12 protein-coding genes are annotated in these 16446 nt (G+C 62.7%); 7 read left to right on the top strand and 5 right to left on the bottom strand.

Annotation, left to right across the window (positions count from 1 at the left end):
- Positions 1–14: 14 nt before the first annotated feature.
- Positions 15–824, bottom strand: a complete 810-nt coding sequence (locus M1D88_RS06015; RefSeq protein ID WP_458113649.1) for an RDD family protein — start codon at positions 822–824, stop codon at positions 15–17.
- An 84-nt stretch (positions 825–908) separates the two neighbouring features.
- On the opposite strand from M1D88_RS06015, the gene M1D88_RS06020 reads away from it, so the two are divergent.
- Both M1D88_RS06020 and M1D88_RS06025 read left to right on the top strand, forming a co-directional pair.
- Entirely contained in the window at positions 909–1904 is a 996-nt protein-coding gene (locus M1D88_RS06020) for a stage II sporulation protein M (protein ID WP_458113650.1), read from the top strand.
- A 191-nt stretch (positions 1905–2095) separates the two neighbouring features.
- Positions 2096–3355, top strand: a complete 1260-nt coding sequence (locus M1D88_RS06025) for a TIGR01906 family membrane protein (protein ID WP_458113651.1) — start codon at positions 2096–2098, stop codon at positions 3353–3355.
- Here the strand turns inward: M1D88_RS06025 and M1D88_RS06030 are convergent.
- The gene (locus tag M1D88_RS06030; RefSeq protein WP_458113652.1) at positions 3352–5070 is read right to left on the bottom strand and encodes a dolichyl-phosphate-mannose--protein mannosyltransferase; all 1719 of its coding nucleotides are present in this window, start codon (positions 5068–5070) and stop codon (positions 3352–3354) included. The genes M1D88_RS06025 and M1D88_RS06030 overlap by 4 nt on opposite strands.
- 136 nt (positions 5071–5206) lie before the next feature.
- Between M1D88_RS06030 and rsmI the strand changes: the two genes are divergently transcribed.
- Together rsmI and M1D88_RS06040 are read left to right on the top strand one after the other, a co-directional pair.
- On the top strand, positions 5207–6037 hold the full coding sequence (gene rsmI / locus M1D88_RS06035) for a 16S rRNA (cytidine(1402)-2'-O)-methyltransferase (protein ID WP_458114446.1): 831 nt from the start codon (positions 5207–5209) through the stop codon (positions 6035–6037).
- A gap of 136 nt (positions 6038–6173) precedes the next feature.
- Positions 6174–7673, top strand: a complete 1500-nt coding sequence (locus M1D88_RS06040) for an NAD-dependent succinate-semialdehyde dehydrogenase (RefSeq protein WP_458113653.1) — start codon at positions 6174–6176, stop codon at positions 7671–7673.
- A gap of 51 nt (positions 7674–7724) precedes the next feature.
- Here the strand turns inward: M1D88_RS06040 and M1D88_RS06045 are convergent, their stop codons facing one another.
- The 3 genes from M1D88_RS06045 to M1D88_RS06055 are packed head-to-tail and all read right to left on the bottom strand — an operon-like array spanning position 7725 to position 12853.
- Positions 7725–10232 carry a transglutaminase TgpA family protein gene (locus tag M1D88_RS06045; RefSeq protein ID WP_458113654.1) on the bottom strand — a complete coding sequence of 836 codons (2508 nt, stop codon included), beginning with the start codon at positions 10230–10232 and terminating at the stop codon, positions 7725–7727.
- Positions 10229–11716 carry a DUF58 domain-containing protein gene (locus M1D88_RS06050; protein ID WP_458113655.1) on the bottom strand — a complete coding sequence of 496 codons (1488 nt, stop codon included), beginning with the start codon at positions 11714–11716 and terminating at the stop codon, positions 10229–10231. The genes M1D88_RS06045 and M1D88_RS06050 overlap by 4 nt, the downstream gene beginning before the upstream one ends.
- Positions 11717–11728: 12 nt before the next feature.
- Positions 11729–12853 (bottom strand): AAA family ATPase, encoded by a 1125-nt coding sequence (locus M1D88_RS06055; protein WP_458113656.1) that lies wholly within the window; start codon positions 12851–12853, stop codon positions 11729–11731.
- Positions 12854–13015: 162 nt separating this feature from the next.
- Here M1D88_RS06055 and M1D88_RS06060 point away from each other — a divergent pair, with 162 nt between their 5' ends.
- The 3 genes from M1D88_RS06060 (at position 13016) to rsmA (ending at position 16394) form a co-directional block, all read left to right on the top strand.
- On the top strand, positions 13016–13903 hold the full coding sequence (locus M1D88_RS06060; RefSeq protein WP_458113657.1) for a TatD family hydrolase: 888 nt from the start codon (positions 13016–13018) through the stop codon (positions 13901–13903).
- A gap of 294 nt (positions 13904–14197) precedes the next feature.
- Positions 14198–15355, top strand: a complete 1158-nt coding sequence (locus M1D88_RS06065) for a ubiquitin-like domain-containing protein (protein WP_458114447.1) — start codon at positions 14198–14200, stop codon at positions 15353–15355.
- Positions 15356–15503: 148 nt separating this feature from the next.
- Entirely contained in the window at positions 15504–16394 is an 891-nt protein-coding gene (rsmA, locus tag M1D88_RS06070) for a 16S rRNA (adenine(1518)-N(6)/adenine(1519)-N(6))-dimethyltransferase RsmA (RefSeq protein WP_458113658.1), read from the top strand.
- The last annotated feature ends 52 nt before the right edge of the window (positions 16395–16446 follow it).

Below are 16446 nucleotides of genomic sequence, written 5' to 3' on the forward strand. Positions count from 1 at the left end.
CTGCGGGGTCCAGCCTAGCTGCTGTCCCGCCCGTAGGGCAGGCGGTGAAGCCGTTCTCCGATCCTGTTACTGCGTTCCCGGGCCTTGACCAGGCGGTTCATCTCCCGCTCCCGGCGCTCGGCAAGGACTGCAGCGAGGTAGTCCTCCGGATATGTTCCCGGGGGAGGGGCCGGCGCCACATGCTCTGCAATTTCCGTTGCAAGGGAGGCAGCCATGCCAATGCGTGAGGCCGGCGCCATTCTTCCGGCCTGCCGCATAAACTGGGCTGCCCGACGAGCTGAGCCATCGGGAATCCGGCCAATATCAGCCAAAGCCACCCAAGACTTCAGATGAGGCGGAACGAACAAGGGCAGGGCCGGCTCGGCGGGTACTCTTCGACGCAATGAGTAAGTACCGGCAAGGATGTCACCGAGGCGTTTGGATTTCTCGTTGAACAGAGCGACGGCGATGGCCAGGCCACCAAACGTCAGGTAGATCTCGATGAATCCGGTCAATCCCCGGATGACGGCGTGCCGGAAGCGGATGGCTCCGCCGTCGTCGCGCACGATCCTTAGTCCAGCCGCCAGCTTACCCAGCGACAGTCCGCGCGTCACCGTCTCAATGGCCACCGGGACCATCACAAAGCAAAACACAACGCTGACCAGAACGACAGTCCGCATAGCAGCTTCGTCGATTTCGCTCCAGAGGGAGGAGATCAGGATGAGGATCAGAATGAACAACACTACGTTGACCAGAACGTCGAGCAGCAAGCCCAAGGAGCGAGCCGCGAAGGACGCCGGACGCAACTCCAGGACGACTGCCTCGCCCGTGATGATTGAACTCAAAGCCGGGCCCCATCCCTATTAGCAAATCCTGACTCAGCAAAGATCCTGATGTTGACAGTCTATTGCGCAGGCTAGGGTGGTCCCGTGGACATTGATGCGTTTTCTGCGGTCAACAGTGACAAGTGGTCAAGACTTCATGACCTCGCGTACAAACGCAGTCTGACCGGCCAGGAGGCGGACGAACTTCTGCGCCTCTATCAGGTGACGTCGTCGCATCTTTCCCTGCTCCGCTCGGTAGCTCCGGAAAGCGGGCTGTCCGCCACCCTCTCCGCGACCCTCGCCCAGGCACGCACCAGGTTTACCGGTGCTCGGTCGAACTTTATGGACGACGTCGCGAACTTCTTTGTGATTGCACTCCCTGCAGCCTTCTACCGTCTCCGCTGGTTGACCCTCTGGTGCGGAATCGCCTTCTGTGTGGTCGCTGCAGCCTACGCCTGGTGGATCGGCTCCTCGCCCGAAGCCCTCCGGGCCGCTTTTGGCAGCGACGAGAGGGTGAGGCAGTACGTGGAGGAGGACTTCATCAACTACTACTCCGAGAACCCTGCAGCCTCCTTTGCGGGTGCCGTATGGACCAACAACGCCTGGATCTGCGCCCAGGCGGTGGCGCTCGGTATTACGGGCTTCTGGGTGCCGATGATTCTCTTCGCGAATGCCCAGGGCGTCGGAGTTGCTGCCGGCGTTTTTGCCTCCGTAGGAAAGCCGGACGTGTTTTTCAGCTACATTCTTCCGCACGGAATGATGGAACTAACGGCGGTCTTCATAGCTGCAGCAGCGGGTCTCAAAATCTTCTGGGCCTGGATCGTCCCCGGTCCCCGCACGCGGAGCCAGGCGGTAGCCAGGGAAGGCCGCTCGTTGATCACGGTGGCCCTGGGGCTTGTCCTGGTCCTGTTTATTTCCGGAATCGTGGAGGGCTTTGTGACGCCCAGTTTCTTGCCTGTGTGGGCAAAACTGGGAATCGGTGCTGCAGTACTGGCCGGCTACTGGCTGTACACCCTTCTGCTGGGGAAGAGGGCTTACCAGTCAGGCGCACGCGGGGATCTCAATGATCAGGATGCCGGCTACTCCGAAATCACCGCTTGATCCTTTTGGGCGCGTGGCCTGCAGCAGGGCGCAATCGCCGCCGCCGGCGTAATCGTTGCCGGAGCGTAATGGTCCCCGAAGGGGTGGCATCTCGCCGGGCGGAAGCCCCTAACGGTAGGCTCGTCAGGAGATAAGTAGCGTTGCCGATTCCCCCGACAGGTAACGCGGAGCCCTATGGAAGCGATGCAGCAGTGACTGAAAAGACACCCACCCCTCCTAACCGCCAGGATCACCATCTTGACTCCTCAGCGGATTCCGACGAGCCCGCGTTCGACTGGATGAAGCCGGCAACGCCAGCTCAGGCAACTCCAGCTCAGGCAACTCCAGCTCAGGCATCTCCAGCTCAGGCAACGCCAGCAAGCGCAGATCCGGCACAGGCTGCTGGCGGTAGTGGAGCCATTAGCGCACCCAAGACCGGTGACCCCGTAACGGACGGATTCCCCCAAGCGGGCAGCAGGGCCGATCGTAAGGCAGCCGAGTCTGCTGCCGAGCCTGTGGCACCAGGCAAGGGCAGCGCGGCTGCCAACGGTGTGGCGACCGCCAACGGTGCGGCATCCGGCAAGGGCAGTGCCCCAAGCAGGGCAGGGTCGCACTTCCGGGAGCCCCTGCCCACCTCCGCGCTGCAAGTCCGTCCTCCCGAGGAAGAAGTACAGCGCAGGAATGCGGAGCGGGAACAGGCGGCGAAGTCCAAGCCCGTGTTGCCCCGCGTCATGCAGGTGGCACTGGCGGTTTTCTACCCTGTCATTCTCCTGGTCCTGGCGGTCCGGGCTGTCACCAGCCCTTTGTTCCTGTGGGTGGAGTACAACAGGCCCGGGTTTCCGGGTGACGGCTATGGCTTCAGCACTGATGACCGGATGACGTACGGTTCCTACACAGTGGACTACCTCGGGAACTGGGCCGGTCCCAGGTATCTCGGCGAACTGGTAAGCCGCAGCGGGGACCAGCTGTTCAAAGACGGCGAGGTCAGCCACATGGCCGACGTCAAACTCGTGATCCTGTCAGCTTTCGGCGCCGGGATTCTGCTGACGCTGCTTAGCATCATCGCCATCATCTACCTTCGCCGCCGCAGCACCGGGGGAGTTCGCCGCGGATTGTTTGCCGGGTCGATTCTCACCCTGGTGATCATCATCGGTCTCGGCGTGCTGGCGTTTCTGGGCTGGGAACAGTTCTTCACCGAGTTCCACCGGATATTCTTCGCCAGCGGATCCTGGACTTTCGCGCTGGAAGACACCCTTATCCGCTTGTTCCCCGGCCAGTTCTGGATAGATGCCGGGATCGTCATCGCGGCCCTGGTCCTGCTGACAGCCATCATCACCTTGATCCTGACCTGGCCAACACGCAAGCGCCGCGGACTGGTGTCGGAAGATAAGCCCGCTGTAAACGGAGTGGATGACTCGGCAGGCGCGACGGAGTCCAAGGCCTCAGTAAAAGGCTCCTCGGTGGTCTCCTAGATCCAGGACGGCATCCACATCCGGAACCGCCATTGCTGGTAGGAAATGACCTCGGCGGTCCACACCGGATAGAAGAAGGCGGACAAAAGCACGGCACAGACCAGGAACAGCGCCACGAAGTAGAGACCGGACGTCCTCCTGAGCAGGCTGTCCGTGCGCTTGCCGAGCATCAGGCCCAGGCAATAGACCAAGGCCAGAACCAGGAACGGCTCGAAGGACACGGCGTAGAAAAAGAAGGTGGTGCGCTCCGGGTAGAGGAACCAGGGAAGATAACCGGCGGTAACGCCGGCAAGGATGCCTCCTGCCCTCCAGTCCCGTCTGCCCACCCACCAGAAAAGCAGAATCACGACGGCGATCGCCGCACTCCACCAGATCAGCGGATTGCCCACGGAGAGTATGGCAGACGTGCAATTCGGCCCATCACAGCCGGGCGTTCCGGCTTTGGGTGACTCGTAAAAGAACGAAGTGGGCCGTCCCATGACCAGCCATGTCCAGGGACTGGCCTCATACGGATGATCCGAGCTCAGTCCTTGATGAAATTTGTAGGCTTCAAGGTGGTAGTGGGCCAATGACCGGGCCCACCCGGGGAGCAAGCCCCACTCGCTTGAAGGATGGGTGTCCGCCCACCGTCGGTAGTAGGCGTCTTTGGAAAGCAGCCAGCCCGTCCACGTCCCCAGATACACCACGGCCGCCACAGGGACGATTCCGAGGAAGGCAGGGATGCCGTCCTTGATCATCCCGCCGCTGATCCAGCCGCGGATTCCGGCGATGCGTCTGGCATTGAGGTCCCAGAAGACCGTCAACAGGCCAAAGGCTGCAACGAAGAAGAGGCCCGACCACTTGGTGCCCACGGCCAGCCCCAGGCACACGCCGGCAGCCACCCGCCACCAGCGGACGCCCAGCCAGGGACCGGACAAGAGATCGAGTGTGGATGGCCTGCCGTCTTTGGAGGCTGCCGCCTGCCTTCCTAGCCGTACCGCCAGCCGCCGTCGGCCGTCGTCGCGGTCCATCAGCAGGGCGCCGAAAGCGGCAAGGATCCAGAACATCAGGAAAATATCCAGCAGTGAGGTCCTGGACATGACGAGGTGGTGTCCGTCGACCGCGAGGAGGATTCCCGCCACGGCGCCCAATGTCAGGGAACGGAACAGCTTCTGCGCAATCAGGGCGATCAGGAACACCGAGAGAGTTCCCGCGAGAGCGGCCCCGAACCGCCAGCCGAAGGGGTTATCCGGGCCGAAAAGCCACATTCCTGCTGCAATCATCCATTTACCGACCGGCGGATGGACCACATATTCGGGGGTCTCCAGCAGCACTCCCGGGTTCCCGGCGTTGAACGAATCGTTGGCTTTGTCCGGCCAGCTCCGTTCATAGCCACTGATCAGGTACGAATAACCGTCTTTCACATAGTAGGTCTCATCGAAGACCAGGCTCCGGGGAGATTCCAGGCGGACGAACCTCAGGACCCCGGCAACGGCTGCTGTCAGGGCCGGGATCAGCCAGTACCAGAGGCGGAGCGACGGCGGGTAGTCCCGCCAGCTGCGGATCTCCCCAATCAGCCGTTGCCTCAAGGCATGAGGAGTAAAGGCTTCCGAGGGCCGGGCGATCCAATGGTGACCTTCCAGGTTGCGGCCGCCGCCAGGGGGAGTCGTGGCTGTTGGAGCCGCGGGTTCGGCCTCGACGGGCTGCTGCAGGGAGGTCTGAGTCACGTGCCCCATGCTACCTTTTACGGCTGTACTCCTTGGCGGCAGTAGGCTGGTTGATGTGGATCCTCAACTCAGCAATTCTCCCCTCAGCCCTGCGCCAACGGATGCATCTGACGCAGCCAATGAACCGGGCAGCGAAGCCGGGGGCGTGGGCCGAATCGTACTGGCGGCCACGCCTATCGGAAACGTGGGCGACGCATCCTCGAGGCTGATAGAGCTGTTGGGTACGGCTGACGTCGTCGCCGCTGAGGACACCAGGCGCCTGCACCGTCTCGTCCAGAGTCTGAACATCACCGTCGCCGGCAGGATCATCAGCTACCACGAGCACAATGAAGCCATAAAGACCGGAGAGCTTCTTGAGCATGTGAAGGCGGGCAAGACCCTGGTGATGGTTACAGATGCCGGCATGCCGTCCGTCTCAGATCCTGGCTTCCGCCTGGTGGAGGGAGCGGTTGCCGCAGGGCTCACCGTGACGGCTGTTCCGGGCCCGTCCGCAGTGTTGACTGCGCTGGCCCTGTCCGGGTTGCCTACGGACAGGTTCTGCTTCGAAGGCTTTCTGCCCCGCAAGTCGGGGGAGCGTGCGTCCCGGCTCGCTGAGCTCGATCAGGAACGCCGGACCATGGTCTTCTTCGAGGCACCGCACCGGCTTGAGCCAATGCTGCGTGCCCTGCATGAACGGTTTGGTGCTGAACGGCAGGCGGCCGTCTGCCGTGAACTCACCAAGACGTACGAGGAAGTGATACGCGGGACCCTGCGCGAGTTGCTGGAGTGGGCCGAGACCCAGGAAGTCCGGGGAGAAATAGCTGTGGTGGTGGGCGGGGCGCCGGAAAAAGCACCCGGACAGCCTGAAGACCATGTTGCCGCAGTCAACGAACTGATCTCCCAAGGCATCCGCCTCAAGGAAGCAGTGGCAGCTGTAGCTGAGGACGTCAGGGTCAGTAAACGTGAGCTGTATTCGGCCGTGTTGGCTGCCCGCTGACTGCTGTGCAGGTGCACAGCAGTAGCCGCTTCGCACAGTGCGCAATTTCGTAGACACCCCCGAGAACCGGGCAGTACGGTGGCAGTAATCCAGCTTCTGGCTGAACCCATACCCAACTGCTGACGAGGGAGTCATCGTGACTGTCACTGCACACCACACTGTAACCGCGGAGCGTGAGCGCGAGTTGCTGTCCTCTGTTCCTACTGGACTTTTGATCAATGGCGAGTGGCGTCGGGCTGCGTCCGGGAAGACGTTCGACGTCGAGGATCCCTCCACCGGGAACACCCTGGTCAGCATCGCCGACGCCGGACCAGAGGATGGCGCGGCAGCACTTGATGCCGCCGCTGCTGCCCAGGAATCCTGGGCCAAGGTTCCTGCCCGCGAGCGCGGGGAAATTCTGCGTCGCGCGTTCGAGCTTGTGACGGAACGCGCCGATGACTTTGCCCTGTTGATGACCCTCGAGATGGGCAAGCCCCTGGCCGAAGCCCGCGGCGAGGTCACCTACGGTGCAGAATTCCTGCGCTGGTTCTCTGAGGAAGCAGTCCGGGCTTTCGGACGCTATTCAGTCTCCCCTGATGGAAAGTCCCGGCTCCTGGTCCAGAAGAAGCCGGTAGGGCCGTGCCTGCTGATCACGCCGTGGAACTTTCCGCTGGCCATGGCTACCCGAAAGATCGCCCCGGCGGTCGCTGCCGGCTGCACGATGGTGCTCAAATCGGCGAACCTCACCCCGCTCACCTCCCAGCTCTTCGCAGCCGTCATGATGGAGGCAGGGCTGCCGGCAGGCGTCCTGAACGTCATCCCCACCTCGACGGCGGGAGCCACCACAGGCCCCCTGATCAAGGACTCCCGCCTCAGGAAGCTCTCCTTCACCGGCTCCACTGAGGTTGGCCGCCGTCTGCTTTCGGACGCATCGGAGACCGTCCTCAGGACGTCCATGGAGCTCGGTGGGAACGCACCCTTTGTGGTGTTCGGGGATGCCGACGTCGACGCAGCAGTGGCAGGGGCAATGCTCGCCAAGCTGCGGAACATGGGCGAGGCTTGCACTGCTGCCAACCGTTTCATTGTGCACGAGTCAGTGGCTGATGAATTCGCGGAAAAGTTTGCGGCAAAAATGGCCGGAATGACCACAGCGCGTGGAACCGAAGAAAACTCGAAGGTCGGCCCCCTCATCGACGCCAAGAGCAGGGACAAGGTGCACGAACTTGTGTCCGACGCTGTTGCTGCCGGAGCCGTTACCGTAACGGGCGGCGCCCCGGTGGATGGCCCCGGCTACTTCTACCAGCCCACCATCCTAAAGGGCGTCACGGAGGGCACCCGGATCCTGTCTGAAGAAATCTTCGGACCGGTAGCCCCGATCATCACGTTCGACTCCGAAGATGAAGCCGTCCGTCTTGCCAACAACACCGAATACGGGCTGGTGGCCTACGTATACACGAGGGACCTCAACCGCGGTATTCGGATGGGAGAACGCCTCGAGACGGGAATGCTGGGCCTGAACGCCGGCGTCGTCTCCAATGCCGCAGCTCCCTTTGGCGGCGTGAAGCAGTCCGGTCTCGGGCGGGAAGGCGGTCTCGAAGGCATCGAGGAGTACCTCTACACGCAGTACATCGGCATTGCTGATCCCTACGCGGGATAGCCTCTTCCGCTCCGGCTTCCAGTATCAGGCGTTCCAGCCAGCCTTCCCTGGCTAGCCTTCCCTGAGCCGGCGCAGGTCGTCGCGCGTCCTTACCAATGTTCGTGCGGCGGCCCGCCGCCAGGAGGCAACGTTCCGGGAGACTGCACGGAATGGCGTGCCGAGGGTGGACAGCCAGCGGTCCATCACGGCAGGCGGGAGCCACGATGCCCGGAACCTCACCAGCCGCCGCGCATTAGCCCGCAGGGCAGCGATGATCAGGTCTATCCGGGCGGCAGCTATTGCCGCAGGAGTTCCACCGGGCCGGGACTCGCCGGGTGCAGCTTGTGACCGCAGGGGCCGCCCATACTCCCGGCGCTCAAAATCCTGCACCAGCGAATCAACGGCCCGATGGGCTGCACCGTCCCTGCCGTCTTCCTCGCCCAGCGCTCCTGATCGGCGTAGGCGGGCGGAGAAATGGCGGGGAGTCTCACTGGGCCGCGGCGGTACACCGTAGTCAATGGCCAAATCGCGGAGCTCGGCCCAGGACTGCAGTGCAGCGTCGTCGCTGGCCGCAGGGCCTGGCCTTAGCCGGCGGGAGCGCAGCCCCGTGCGGATCAGCCGCGGCGAAGCCAGGAGCAAGCCGAGCAGCAGGACGCCCAAGGCACCATAGAGAAACGGCAGCAGTTGGAAGCCGGCAGTCCCAGCGGCCCCGCCGCTGGGAAGAGGCACCGGTGCGGTGCTGGGAAGCGGTGCGGCGCTGGCAGCGCCTGACGGGATCAGGTCGTCATTGTTTTGGTTCGTACTGGCCCCGCCGGAGATGCTTGTCTCCGAGGCGTAAGCCGGAACCACTCCGCGTGAGGGTGTCGGTTCGAACGGAACCCAGCCCAGGCCTTCGAAGTACAGCTCTGGCCACGCATGCGCATCCCGGGCGTCCACCTCATACTCAGGCACGGCGCCCTGCCCTGCCAGCGAAACTGTCTGCCCGGTTGGCCTGCCCGGGGCATAACCCACGGCGATACGGCTGGGGATACCCTCAAGCCGGGCCATGACAGCCATCGCGGACGCGTAGTGGATGCAGTAGCCGCTCTTTTGGGCGAGGAAATCGGCCAGGACGGACAGCCCGTTGCCGTCATAGCCACCTTGGACAGGCGATTCCAGCGAATAGGTGAACTCTGATGAACGAAGGTATCTCTGGATTGCCAGGGCCTTGGAATACGATGTGTTGCTTTCCCGGGTAATTGTGTCGGCCGTGGTCCGGACGATGTCCGGGACCCCTGCCGGCGGGCGGATGAAATCGTCTGAAATCCCCCGTACAGGAGCGGACGACCTGGCCAGCCGGTCTGCTGTCAAGGTGGGCATGCTGGAGACCACCACGTACTGCTGGCCCCGGGAATTGGTGTCAACGCCCTTGATGCTCAGTGTGGAAGGATCCCAGCTCCACCTGCCATCCAGGCCGTTCACACCCGCAGGTGCATATGGCACAGGAAGATACGGGCTGGTGAATTGCCCTGCGTTGATGACCGTAATGCTGCGGGCCATCTCGGTGGCGCTGATCTCGTAGCCCGGATCCAGCCTTGCCACGCCTCCCCGACGCGTGTCATCACGGTCATCAGGCGCCCACGACTCCCCGTCGAACCGGTCCACCGTTACTGATCTGAGATACAGCGGCGAGGTAGCCGTGGAGGCATACGTAATCCGTCCCTCCCCGGTCGGGCTTCGAAGGCTGTTGCCCAGGCTGATCATGGGGTTAAGGCCACTTGATGAACCCCACGGGTTCAAACGTGAGCCTTGCGGAAACGTGCCCCTCTCGAACCCTGGAATCAGTGGTTGCATCAGGAGCGTGGCAAGGAGCGCCACACCGCCTGTCATGGCAGCGCGCTTGAACTGCCCCGGATTCCTGCCCGCTCCCACCTGTAGGCGGTTGGCTGAGAACCACTGGCTGCAACCCACGATCATCAGGTAGCCAGCTGCGGTGACGATGAACGCCAGAAGCCCGACGCTCTGGGGCTTGATCATGGCCGGAACCACCAGGACCGCAAGCAATCCGAGACCGCTCGTGGCGGGCATCCCGAGGGGGACGGCAAGCGCATCGACCAGGATTACCACCAGCCCCAGAACAGCGCAGGTGACCAGTACGATGCCAACGTTGGGGGCGACGGGGGCACTTTCGGCGAGGACTGTTTCCGTGGCCCTGCGCACGTACAGCCCCAGCATCTCCGTCGTTTCGCCGGATGGAATGAATCCGGCGATGCTGTTCCTTCGGAAAAAGGTGAAGGTCAGGATAAGGACCAGGGAGACGAAGCCGCCTGCAGCAACCAGCAGCGGTTGGGCCCGGACCGCGCGCAGCAACGCCATGGCAACCACCACAACAATCACGGTGGTCACGACAGGCATGTACCAGGCCCAGCCGCGCAACACCCCGTTAAGTGACAAGGCGGCACCACTCACGGCCAGCGCCACGGCCGCCGCCATCGCCCAAGGGTAGGGGCCTACACGGCGAGGGGCACCTCGGCCGGGCTCGGTTGGAGCCAGGACCAGCGCCGGTGCTGAGGTGTCTGCCCGTTGTGGCGTCAAGGTCATCGGTCTACTCCTGCTCCACGCCGTACATCAGCGGCCGCGGTGGAGCCTGCGGCATCGCCCTCATCGAATGAGACCCAGGCTGCGGGCAGGGACGTAGTTGCCTTGACCGCGATGGCCCGCCAGCCGCCAAGCCGCAGCGCCTCCAGTGCATCGTGTGAAGCCTCCGGATGATCGGTGATGACGATGGCGAAGGCGTTGGCGCCGAAGGCCGCTGCCTGTGACAGCGATCGGGCTTCCTGCAGGGTCACCTTTCCCAGGATGGCCAGGAGAGGTCCCCGGAGGCGGTGGGCGGAAAGCTTGTCGATCAGTCTGTCGTCAAATGGGCGGGGACCGGTCTCAACCGGGAGGGAGTTTTCCCGGGTTTCCCGGTTCTCGCCATCCGTGTCACTCTCCCTGCGGTCCCCATTTCTTCTCCCGCTTTCCCTTCGGCCGGAGTCCCGGCGGATGTGATGGGAACCTGAAAGCTGGATTGCTGCGAGGCTTTCTGCGACGGATTGCAGTCCGGCGGCTCCGCTGAAGTCCTCAGACTCCGGGTCGGGCGCCGAAGGGGAGTGAAGGAAGGCAGGATCCCCGTGCGCATCAAGGAACCGAAGCACGTAGTTTCGCTCAGCCAGGTGGGCGCTGATGGACATTGCCGCTGTAACGGCCCATTCAAAGGTGTCGCTGGTGACGAGTTCCTGGCCGGGATCTCCATGTGCTCCACTGAAGACCGAACCAAGACCGTTGTGGAAAGCGGTGTACCTCTGATCGAGAATGACGGTGGCTTCCGGCGTCGTGACTGATTCCTCCTGCCGCACCATCAGCTCGCCGTGCCGCGCTGTTGCTGCCCAGTGCACCCTCCGCATGGGGTCACCGTGGCGGTACTCCCGTGTCATGACGTCATCATCACTCGGATTGGCCCGGATCCGCGTGGCGGTCACTCCGTCGCTGCCGCGGGCACCCGCGAGCCCAGTCATGGGCAGTTCGACGGCGGCGGGAGTCACGGTGAGCGTGTCGCCGTCGTCAATGGAATGGCGGTGGAGGGAGAGCCCAAAGGGATCACTGAATTCCGCTGTGACCGGGCCGATGGTGAATTGGCCGCGCTTCCCGGACCGCAGGTGGTACTCGTAGCGGCTGGTTCCGCCGACTGCGGAGCGGGCAGGGAACCGGAATGCCGGGGACTCCCCGAACCGCGGCGGAAGCTTCTCCTCCATGATCACAACACCCGCGCCTGCCCCGGTCCGCGCCACGGCAAGCCTGACGGTTGTGGTGGCGGAGGTTTCAACGGTGGAGGGGTTGAACTCCCGGTAGACCTGGAACCTAGGCTTCAGGATCCTGACTCCGAGCAGCGCCACAAGCGGCAACAGGATGAGCAACAGGGCCAATGTGAGGAGATCGCGCCGCCCCATCACTTGCGCGAGCAGGAGTGCCAGAACGCCGGTGGCCAGGAGGCCCCAGCCGCGGGTACTGAAAATGTGCTTGGGAAGGTGATCGAGGAGAGCCAACGTGCGTTCCTGCTAACTGCGGTTCCGCAGGGTTTGCCCCGGATCCAGTCCGCGTTGCCCAGCCAACCTCGCCGCGGAGAGGGCAACATCCTGTTCGACCGGAATTTTGGCGAGGATTCCCCGGATGACGCTTTGCGGGCTTTCGCCGGTGCTGGCCGCTTTCCGGTCCAGGATGATCCTGTGCGCGAGGACCGATTCGGCAATACTCATCACATCATCCGGAAGAACAAAGTCCCTTCCTTCCAAGGCGGCTGTGGCCTTGGCGGCCCGCAGCAATTGAAGCAGGGAGCGGGGGCTCGCTCCGAGGCGCAGAAGGGCGCTTTCCCGGGTGGCCCGCCCGATGGCAACCGTATATTCCTTCACGGCCTGGGAAACATACACCTGCTGCACCGTGGTGATCATTGCAGCGACGTCAGCCGCCGTAACCACAGCTGAGACCTTGGCCAGGGGAGACGTTGCCTGATGCGTCTCCAGCATCTCTATTTCGGAGTCTTTATCCGGGTATCCCATGGAAATTCGTGCCATGAACCTGTCCCGCTGCGCTTCGGGAAGGGGATAGGTTCCCTCCATCTCGATCGGATTTTGAGTTGCCACCACCATGAACGGCTCATCCAGATGGTACGAATCGCCGTCCACCGTGACCTGGTGCTCCTCCATGCACTCCAGAAGTGCCGACTGGGTTTTGGCAGATGCCCGGTTGATCTCATCGCCGATCACGATGTTGGCGAACACCGCTCCCGGCCGGAACTCGAAAAGCCGTGAGGCCTGGTTGTAGATCGACACGCCCGTGACGTCCGAGGGCAGGAGGTCCGGGGTGAACTGAATGCGGCTGACGGAACAGTCAATGGTGCGCGCCAGCGTCTTGGCCAGGAGCGTCTTGCCTACTCCCGGCACATCTTCCAGCAGCAGGTGGCCCTGGGCCAACAAAACGGTCAGGGCGAGCTTGGCGGCGTCTGCCTTCCCGTCGATCACAGTGTTGATGGCCGTCAGAATCCGCTCGCTGGCAGCGTGGAAGGCCTCGGCCCGCATCGCTGCGGGCCGGTGTCCGTTCACGTGCCCGGCCGCTGCCGCAGCAACAGCCAGGCCCTGCCTTTCGGGAAGCGCTTCATCTACGGTGATGTGTCGCTGGGGGTCCATCGGCAACCTTTCAGCCCTGGGGGAACTCGACGGGACGGCTGGGACAGCCGGCGCCCGCCAACGGGTGTGTGCCTGTCTTGGTACCAGACTACTAACACAACTGCCGGGCCTAACAGAGAGTTCCGGGTAAATCTGGGGACTTGGCCCGGTTAAGGTAGAGGGATGCTCAACCCGCTGACTCCCGTGCCCTTCCGCGAGCCTGGCAGCGACGGTTCCGGCAGACACGGCTACCCGCCCGCGCCCGAACCGCTCCCCGTACCAGTCATGGACAATCACACGCATCTGGATTTCCGTTCGGGATCCCTGACAGTGGATGTCTCTGCCGCCCTGGATGCGGCCGCAGCTGTTGGGGTCCAGGGCGCTGTCCAGGTGGGATGCGATCTTGAGTCCTCACGGTTTACCGTTCAGGCAGTGGAAGGGGATTCCCGCCTCCTGGGGGCGGTGGCGATTCACCCCAATGACGCACCCGAGTACGCCCGGAAAGGGGAACTCGAGGATGCCCTTTCGGAAATAGAAACGCTTGCTTCGCATCCCAGGATCCGCGCTATCGGTGAGACAGGACTGGATTTCTACCGTACGGAGGGGGAAGGCCTTGCCCATCAGCGTTACTCCTTCCGACGCCACATCGATATCGCCAAGCGGCTGGACCTCACGCTGCAGATTCACGACCGTGATGCCCATGACGACGTCGTTCAGGTCCTGAAGGAAGAAGGCGCCCCGTCACGGGTGGTTTTCCACTGCTTTTCCGGCGATGAGGACCTCGCGCGAATCTGCAACAACGAGGGCTGGTACATGTCCTTCGCCGGGACGCTGACATTCAAGAACGCCCGCGATCTCCAGAGGGCACTTGCAATAGCCGAACCGGAGCGGGTGTTGGTTGAAACCGATGCCCCTTACCTGACCCCACACCCGTTCCGTGGCCGCCCGAATGCCAGCTACATGATTCCTTACACAGTCCGCGCGATGGCGGAATTGACAGGCTCCGAGCTGTCCGGGCTGTGCTCTGGAATTGCTGCAAATACCTTGCGGGCTTACGGCTCTTGGGACTGAACTGCCTGCCCTCCTGACGGGATGGTGACTATACCGGGTATGCAAAATTCTTGGTTGCTTTATAACGCTTCGGTTACAGTGGACAACTATTAGCCGGGGTCGGGGAAGGCCTTCGGATAATTCACTACTCTCCGTGCCGCACCGTTCGCGCGCGCGGGGAGCTCAAGTGTGGCGGCGCACAGGCGTGCTGCAAGCTTTCGGACGATGTCCGGCTTTGCCCTGAGGGCAATCGAGTTTGCAATAGGCCTGTGCGTTATTCCCCGTGCCCGGATGGTTCAAAAGTTACGGGCAATCGTGGTCAAACTATTCACTTCCGACGGCAAGCTAAGCGTCGTCAAGGTCGGTACACAGCTGGTGGTGCTTGCTGCACTCGTTCTGGGACTCGTGGCCTTTGTCGGCAACAACAAAACAATCACACTGAACGTTGACGGCCAGGTAAGCTCCGTCCAGACGTTCGGAGGCACTGTCGGTCAAGTGGTAAAGGCCGCCAAGGTGGAACTGCAGGCAGCAGACCGTGTATCCCCCTCGGCGGATGCAATGGTTGAAAACGGCTCAGTCATCAACGTCAACCGCGTCAAGGCAGTGAAGATCAACCTGGACGGCGCGGAAAAGACAGTCAGCACCACTTCTGCAAACGTCGAAGGCCTCGTCACCGAGCTTGGGGTGGCCAGTTCATCCTCCGTGTCTGTTCCGAAGGACTCGCAACTGGCCGTCTCTGGATCGTTTGTCACTATCTCCACACCAAAGAACGTAAGCATTGTGGCAGACGGCAAAGCGAGCAAAACCACCACGACAGCCCCCACTGTCGCCGACGTTCTCGAGGATGCAGGCATCGTCCTCGGCGCAAGCGATCGCAGTTCGCAGCCCGCCCACGCCCCGGTTGTGAGCGACATGGTCATCAAGGTTTCCCGGGTTGACGCCAGCAAGACTGCCACCACCTCCGAAGAGATCCCTTTTGAGACCCTGTCTTCGGAAAGCGCTGACCTGCCCAAGGGGGAGAAGAAGGTCACCCAGGCCGGCACCGCCGGCAAGGTTGACAAGACCTTCAAGCTGGTTCTTGTTGATGGACGCGAAGCCTCCCGGACCCTCGTCTCCGAGAACGTCACTTCCCAGCCCGTCACTGAAAAAGTGACGGTAGGGACCAAAGTGGCAGCACCTGTAGCAGCCCCGGCCGGCACCAGCACCGGGGCAGCGGCTCCGGCAATGATGAATGAAGCGATGTGGGACAAGATCGCCCAGTGCGAGTCCGGCGGAAACTGGTCCATCAACACCGGAAACGGCTACTATGGCGGACTTCAGTTCGATATCCAGACCTGGATCGGTTCGGGCGGCGGGGCCTACGCGTCAAATGCCAGCCTGGCAACAAAAGCCCAGCAGATCGACATCGCCAACCGCGTCTATGCGCAGCGTGGACTCCAGCCTTGGGGTTGCGGCTGGGCAGCCACCAGCTGACAAGCTCAAGCAAGTAAAGAAGGCAGGTCCCTTACCGCAGCTGACCACAGCGGTAAGGGACGCAAGGCCGGGCCGGGATCAATCCGGGCCCGGCCTTTCCCGTCTCCACGGCCACGGCCTGCCTGGCCTGACGGGATAGGATACCTAGGTGACTGAACCGACTCCCGCTACGCCCGGCACCGCGGCGCCCGCACCCCTTTTGGGCGCCTCCGACATCCGCAGGCTTGCTGAGGAGATCGGGGTCCGTCCCACCAAGACCCTCGGTCAAAACTTCGTCATTGACGGAAACACCATCCGCCGGATCGTTTCTGTGGCCGACATTCATGCTGATGAAACAGTGCTTGAGGTTGGCCCCGGACTAGGCTCACTGACCCTGGGTTTGCTGGACTCAGCCAAAGCCGTTGTCGCCGTCGAAATCGATCCTCTGTTGGCCGGAAAACTGCCGGAAACCGTGAAGGCGTGGCGCCCGCATGCCGCCGATGACTTTCACCTGGTACTTGCGGACGCCATGAAGGTGACAAGCCTGCCGGTGGAACCGACCGCGCTGGTGGCCAACCTGCCCTACAACGTGGCGGTCCCCGTCGTGCTTCACCTCCTGCAGCACTTCCCAAGCCTTGGGCACGGCCTGGTGATGGTCCAGGATGAAGTGGCGGACCGTTTGGCTGCCGGCCCTGGCTCGAAGACCTACGGCGTGCCGTCTGTGAAGGCTGCCTGGTACAGCAGCATGCGGAAGGCCGGCGTCATCGGCATGAACGTTTTCTGGCCCGCTCCAAAGATCAGTTCGGGCCTCGTATCCTTCACCCGCCGGGAAGCCCCCGTCACGACAGCCAGCCGGGAACAGGTGTTCGCAGTCATTGATGCCGCATTCGCCCAGCGCCGCAAAACACTTCGCGCTGCCCTCGCCGGATGGGCCGGAAGCGCGGTGGAAGCCGAACGGTGCCTGCGGGCGGCAGGCATCGACCCGTCAGCGCGTGGCGAGGTCATAGATATCACTGGCTTTGCCAGGATCGCAGAAGCCCATGCGATCCAGGAAGTGTGAGTTCCTGCGCCCCGGTGTTTCTTGGAGCGCCGCCCTGCCATGCCATAGCTTG

It is taken from the genome of Arthrobacter sp. R1-13, assembly GCF_054161475.1.

Excerpts from the sequence above, each read along its gene's own strand:
- M1D88_RS06030 (WP_458113652.1), bottom strand. The coding sequence starts at position 5,070 with ATGGGGCACGTGACTCAGACCTCCCTGCAGCAGCCCGTCGAGGCCGAA.
- M1D88_RS06045 (WP_458113654.1), bottom strand. The coding sequence starts at position 10,232 with ATGACCTTGACGCCACAACGGGCAGACACCTCAGCACCGGCGCTGGTC.
- M1D88_RS06055 (WP_458113656.1), bottom strand. The coding sequence starts at position 12,853 with ATGGACCCCCAGCGACACATCACCGTAGATGAAGCGCTTCCCGAAAGG.
- M1D88_RS06060 (WP_458113657.1), top strand. The coding sequence starts at position 13,016 with ATGCTCAACCCGCTGACTCCCGTGCCCTTCCGCGAGCCTGGCAGCGAC.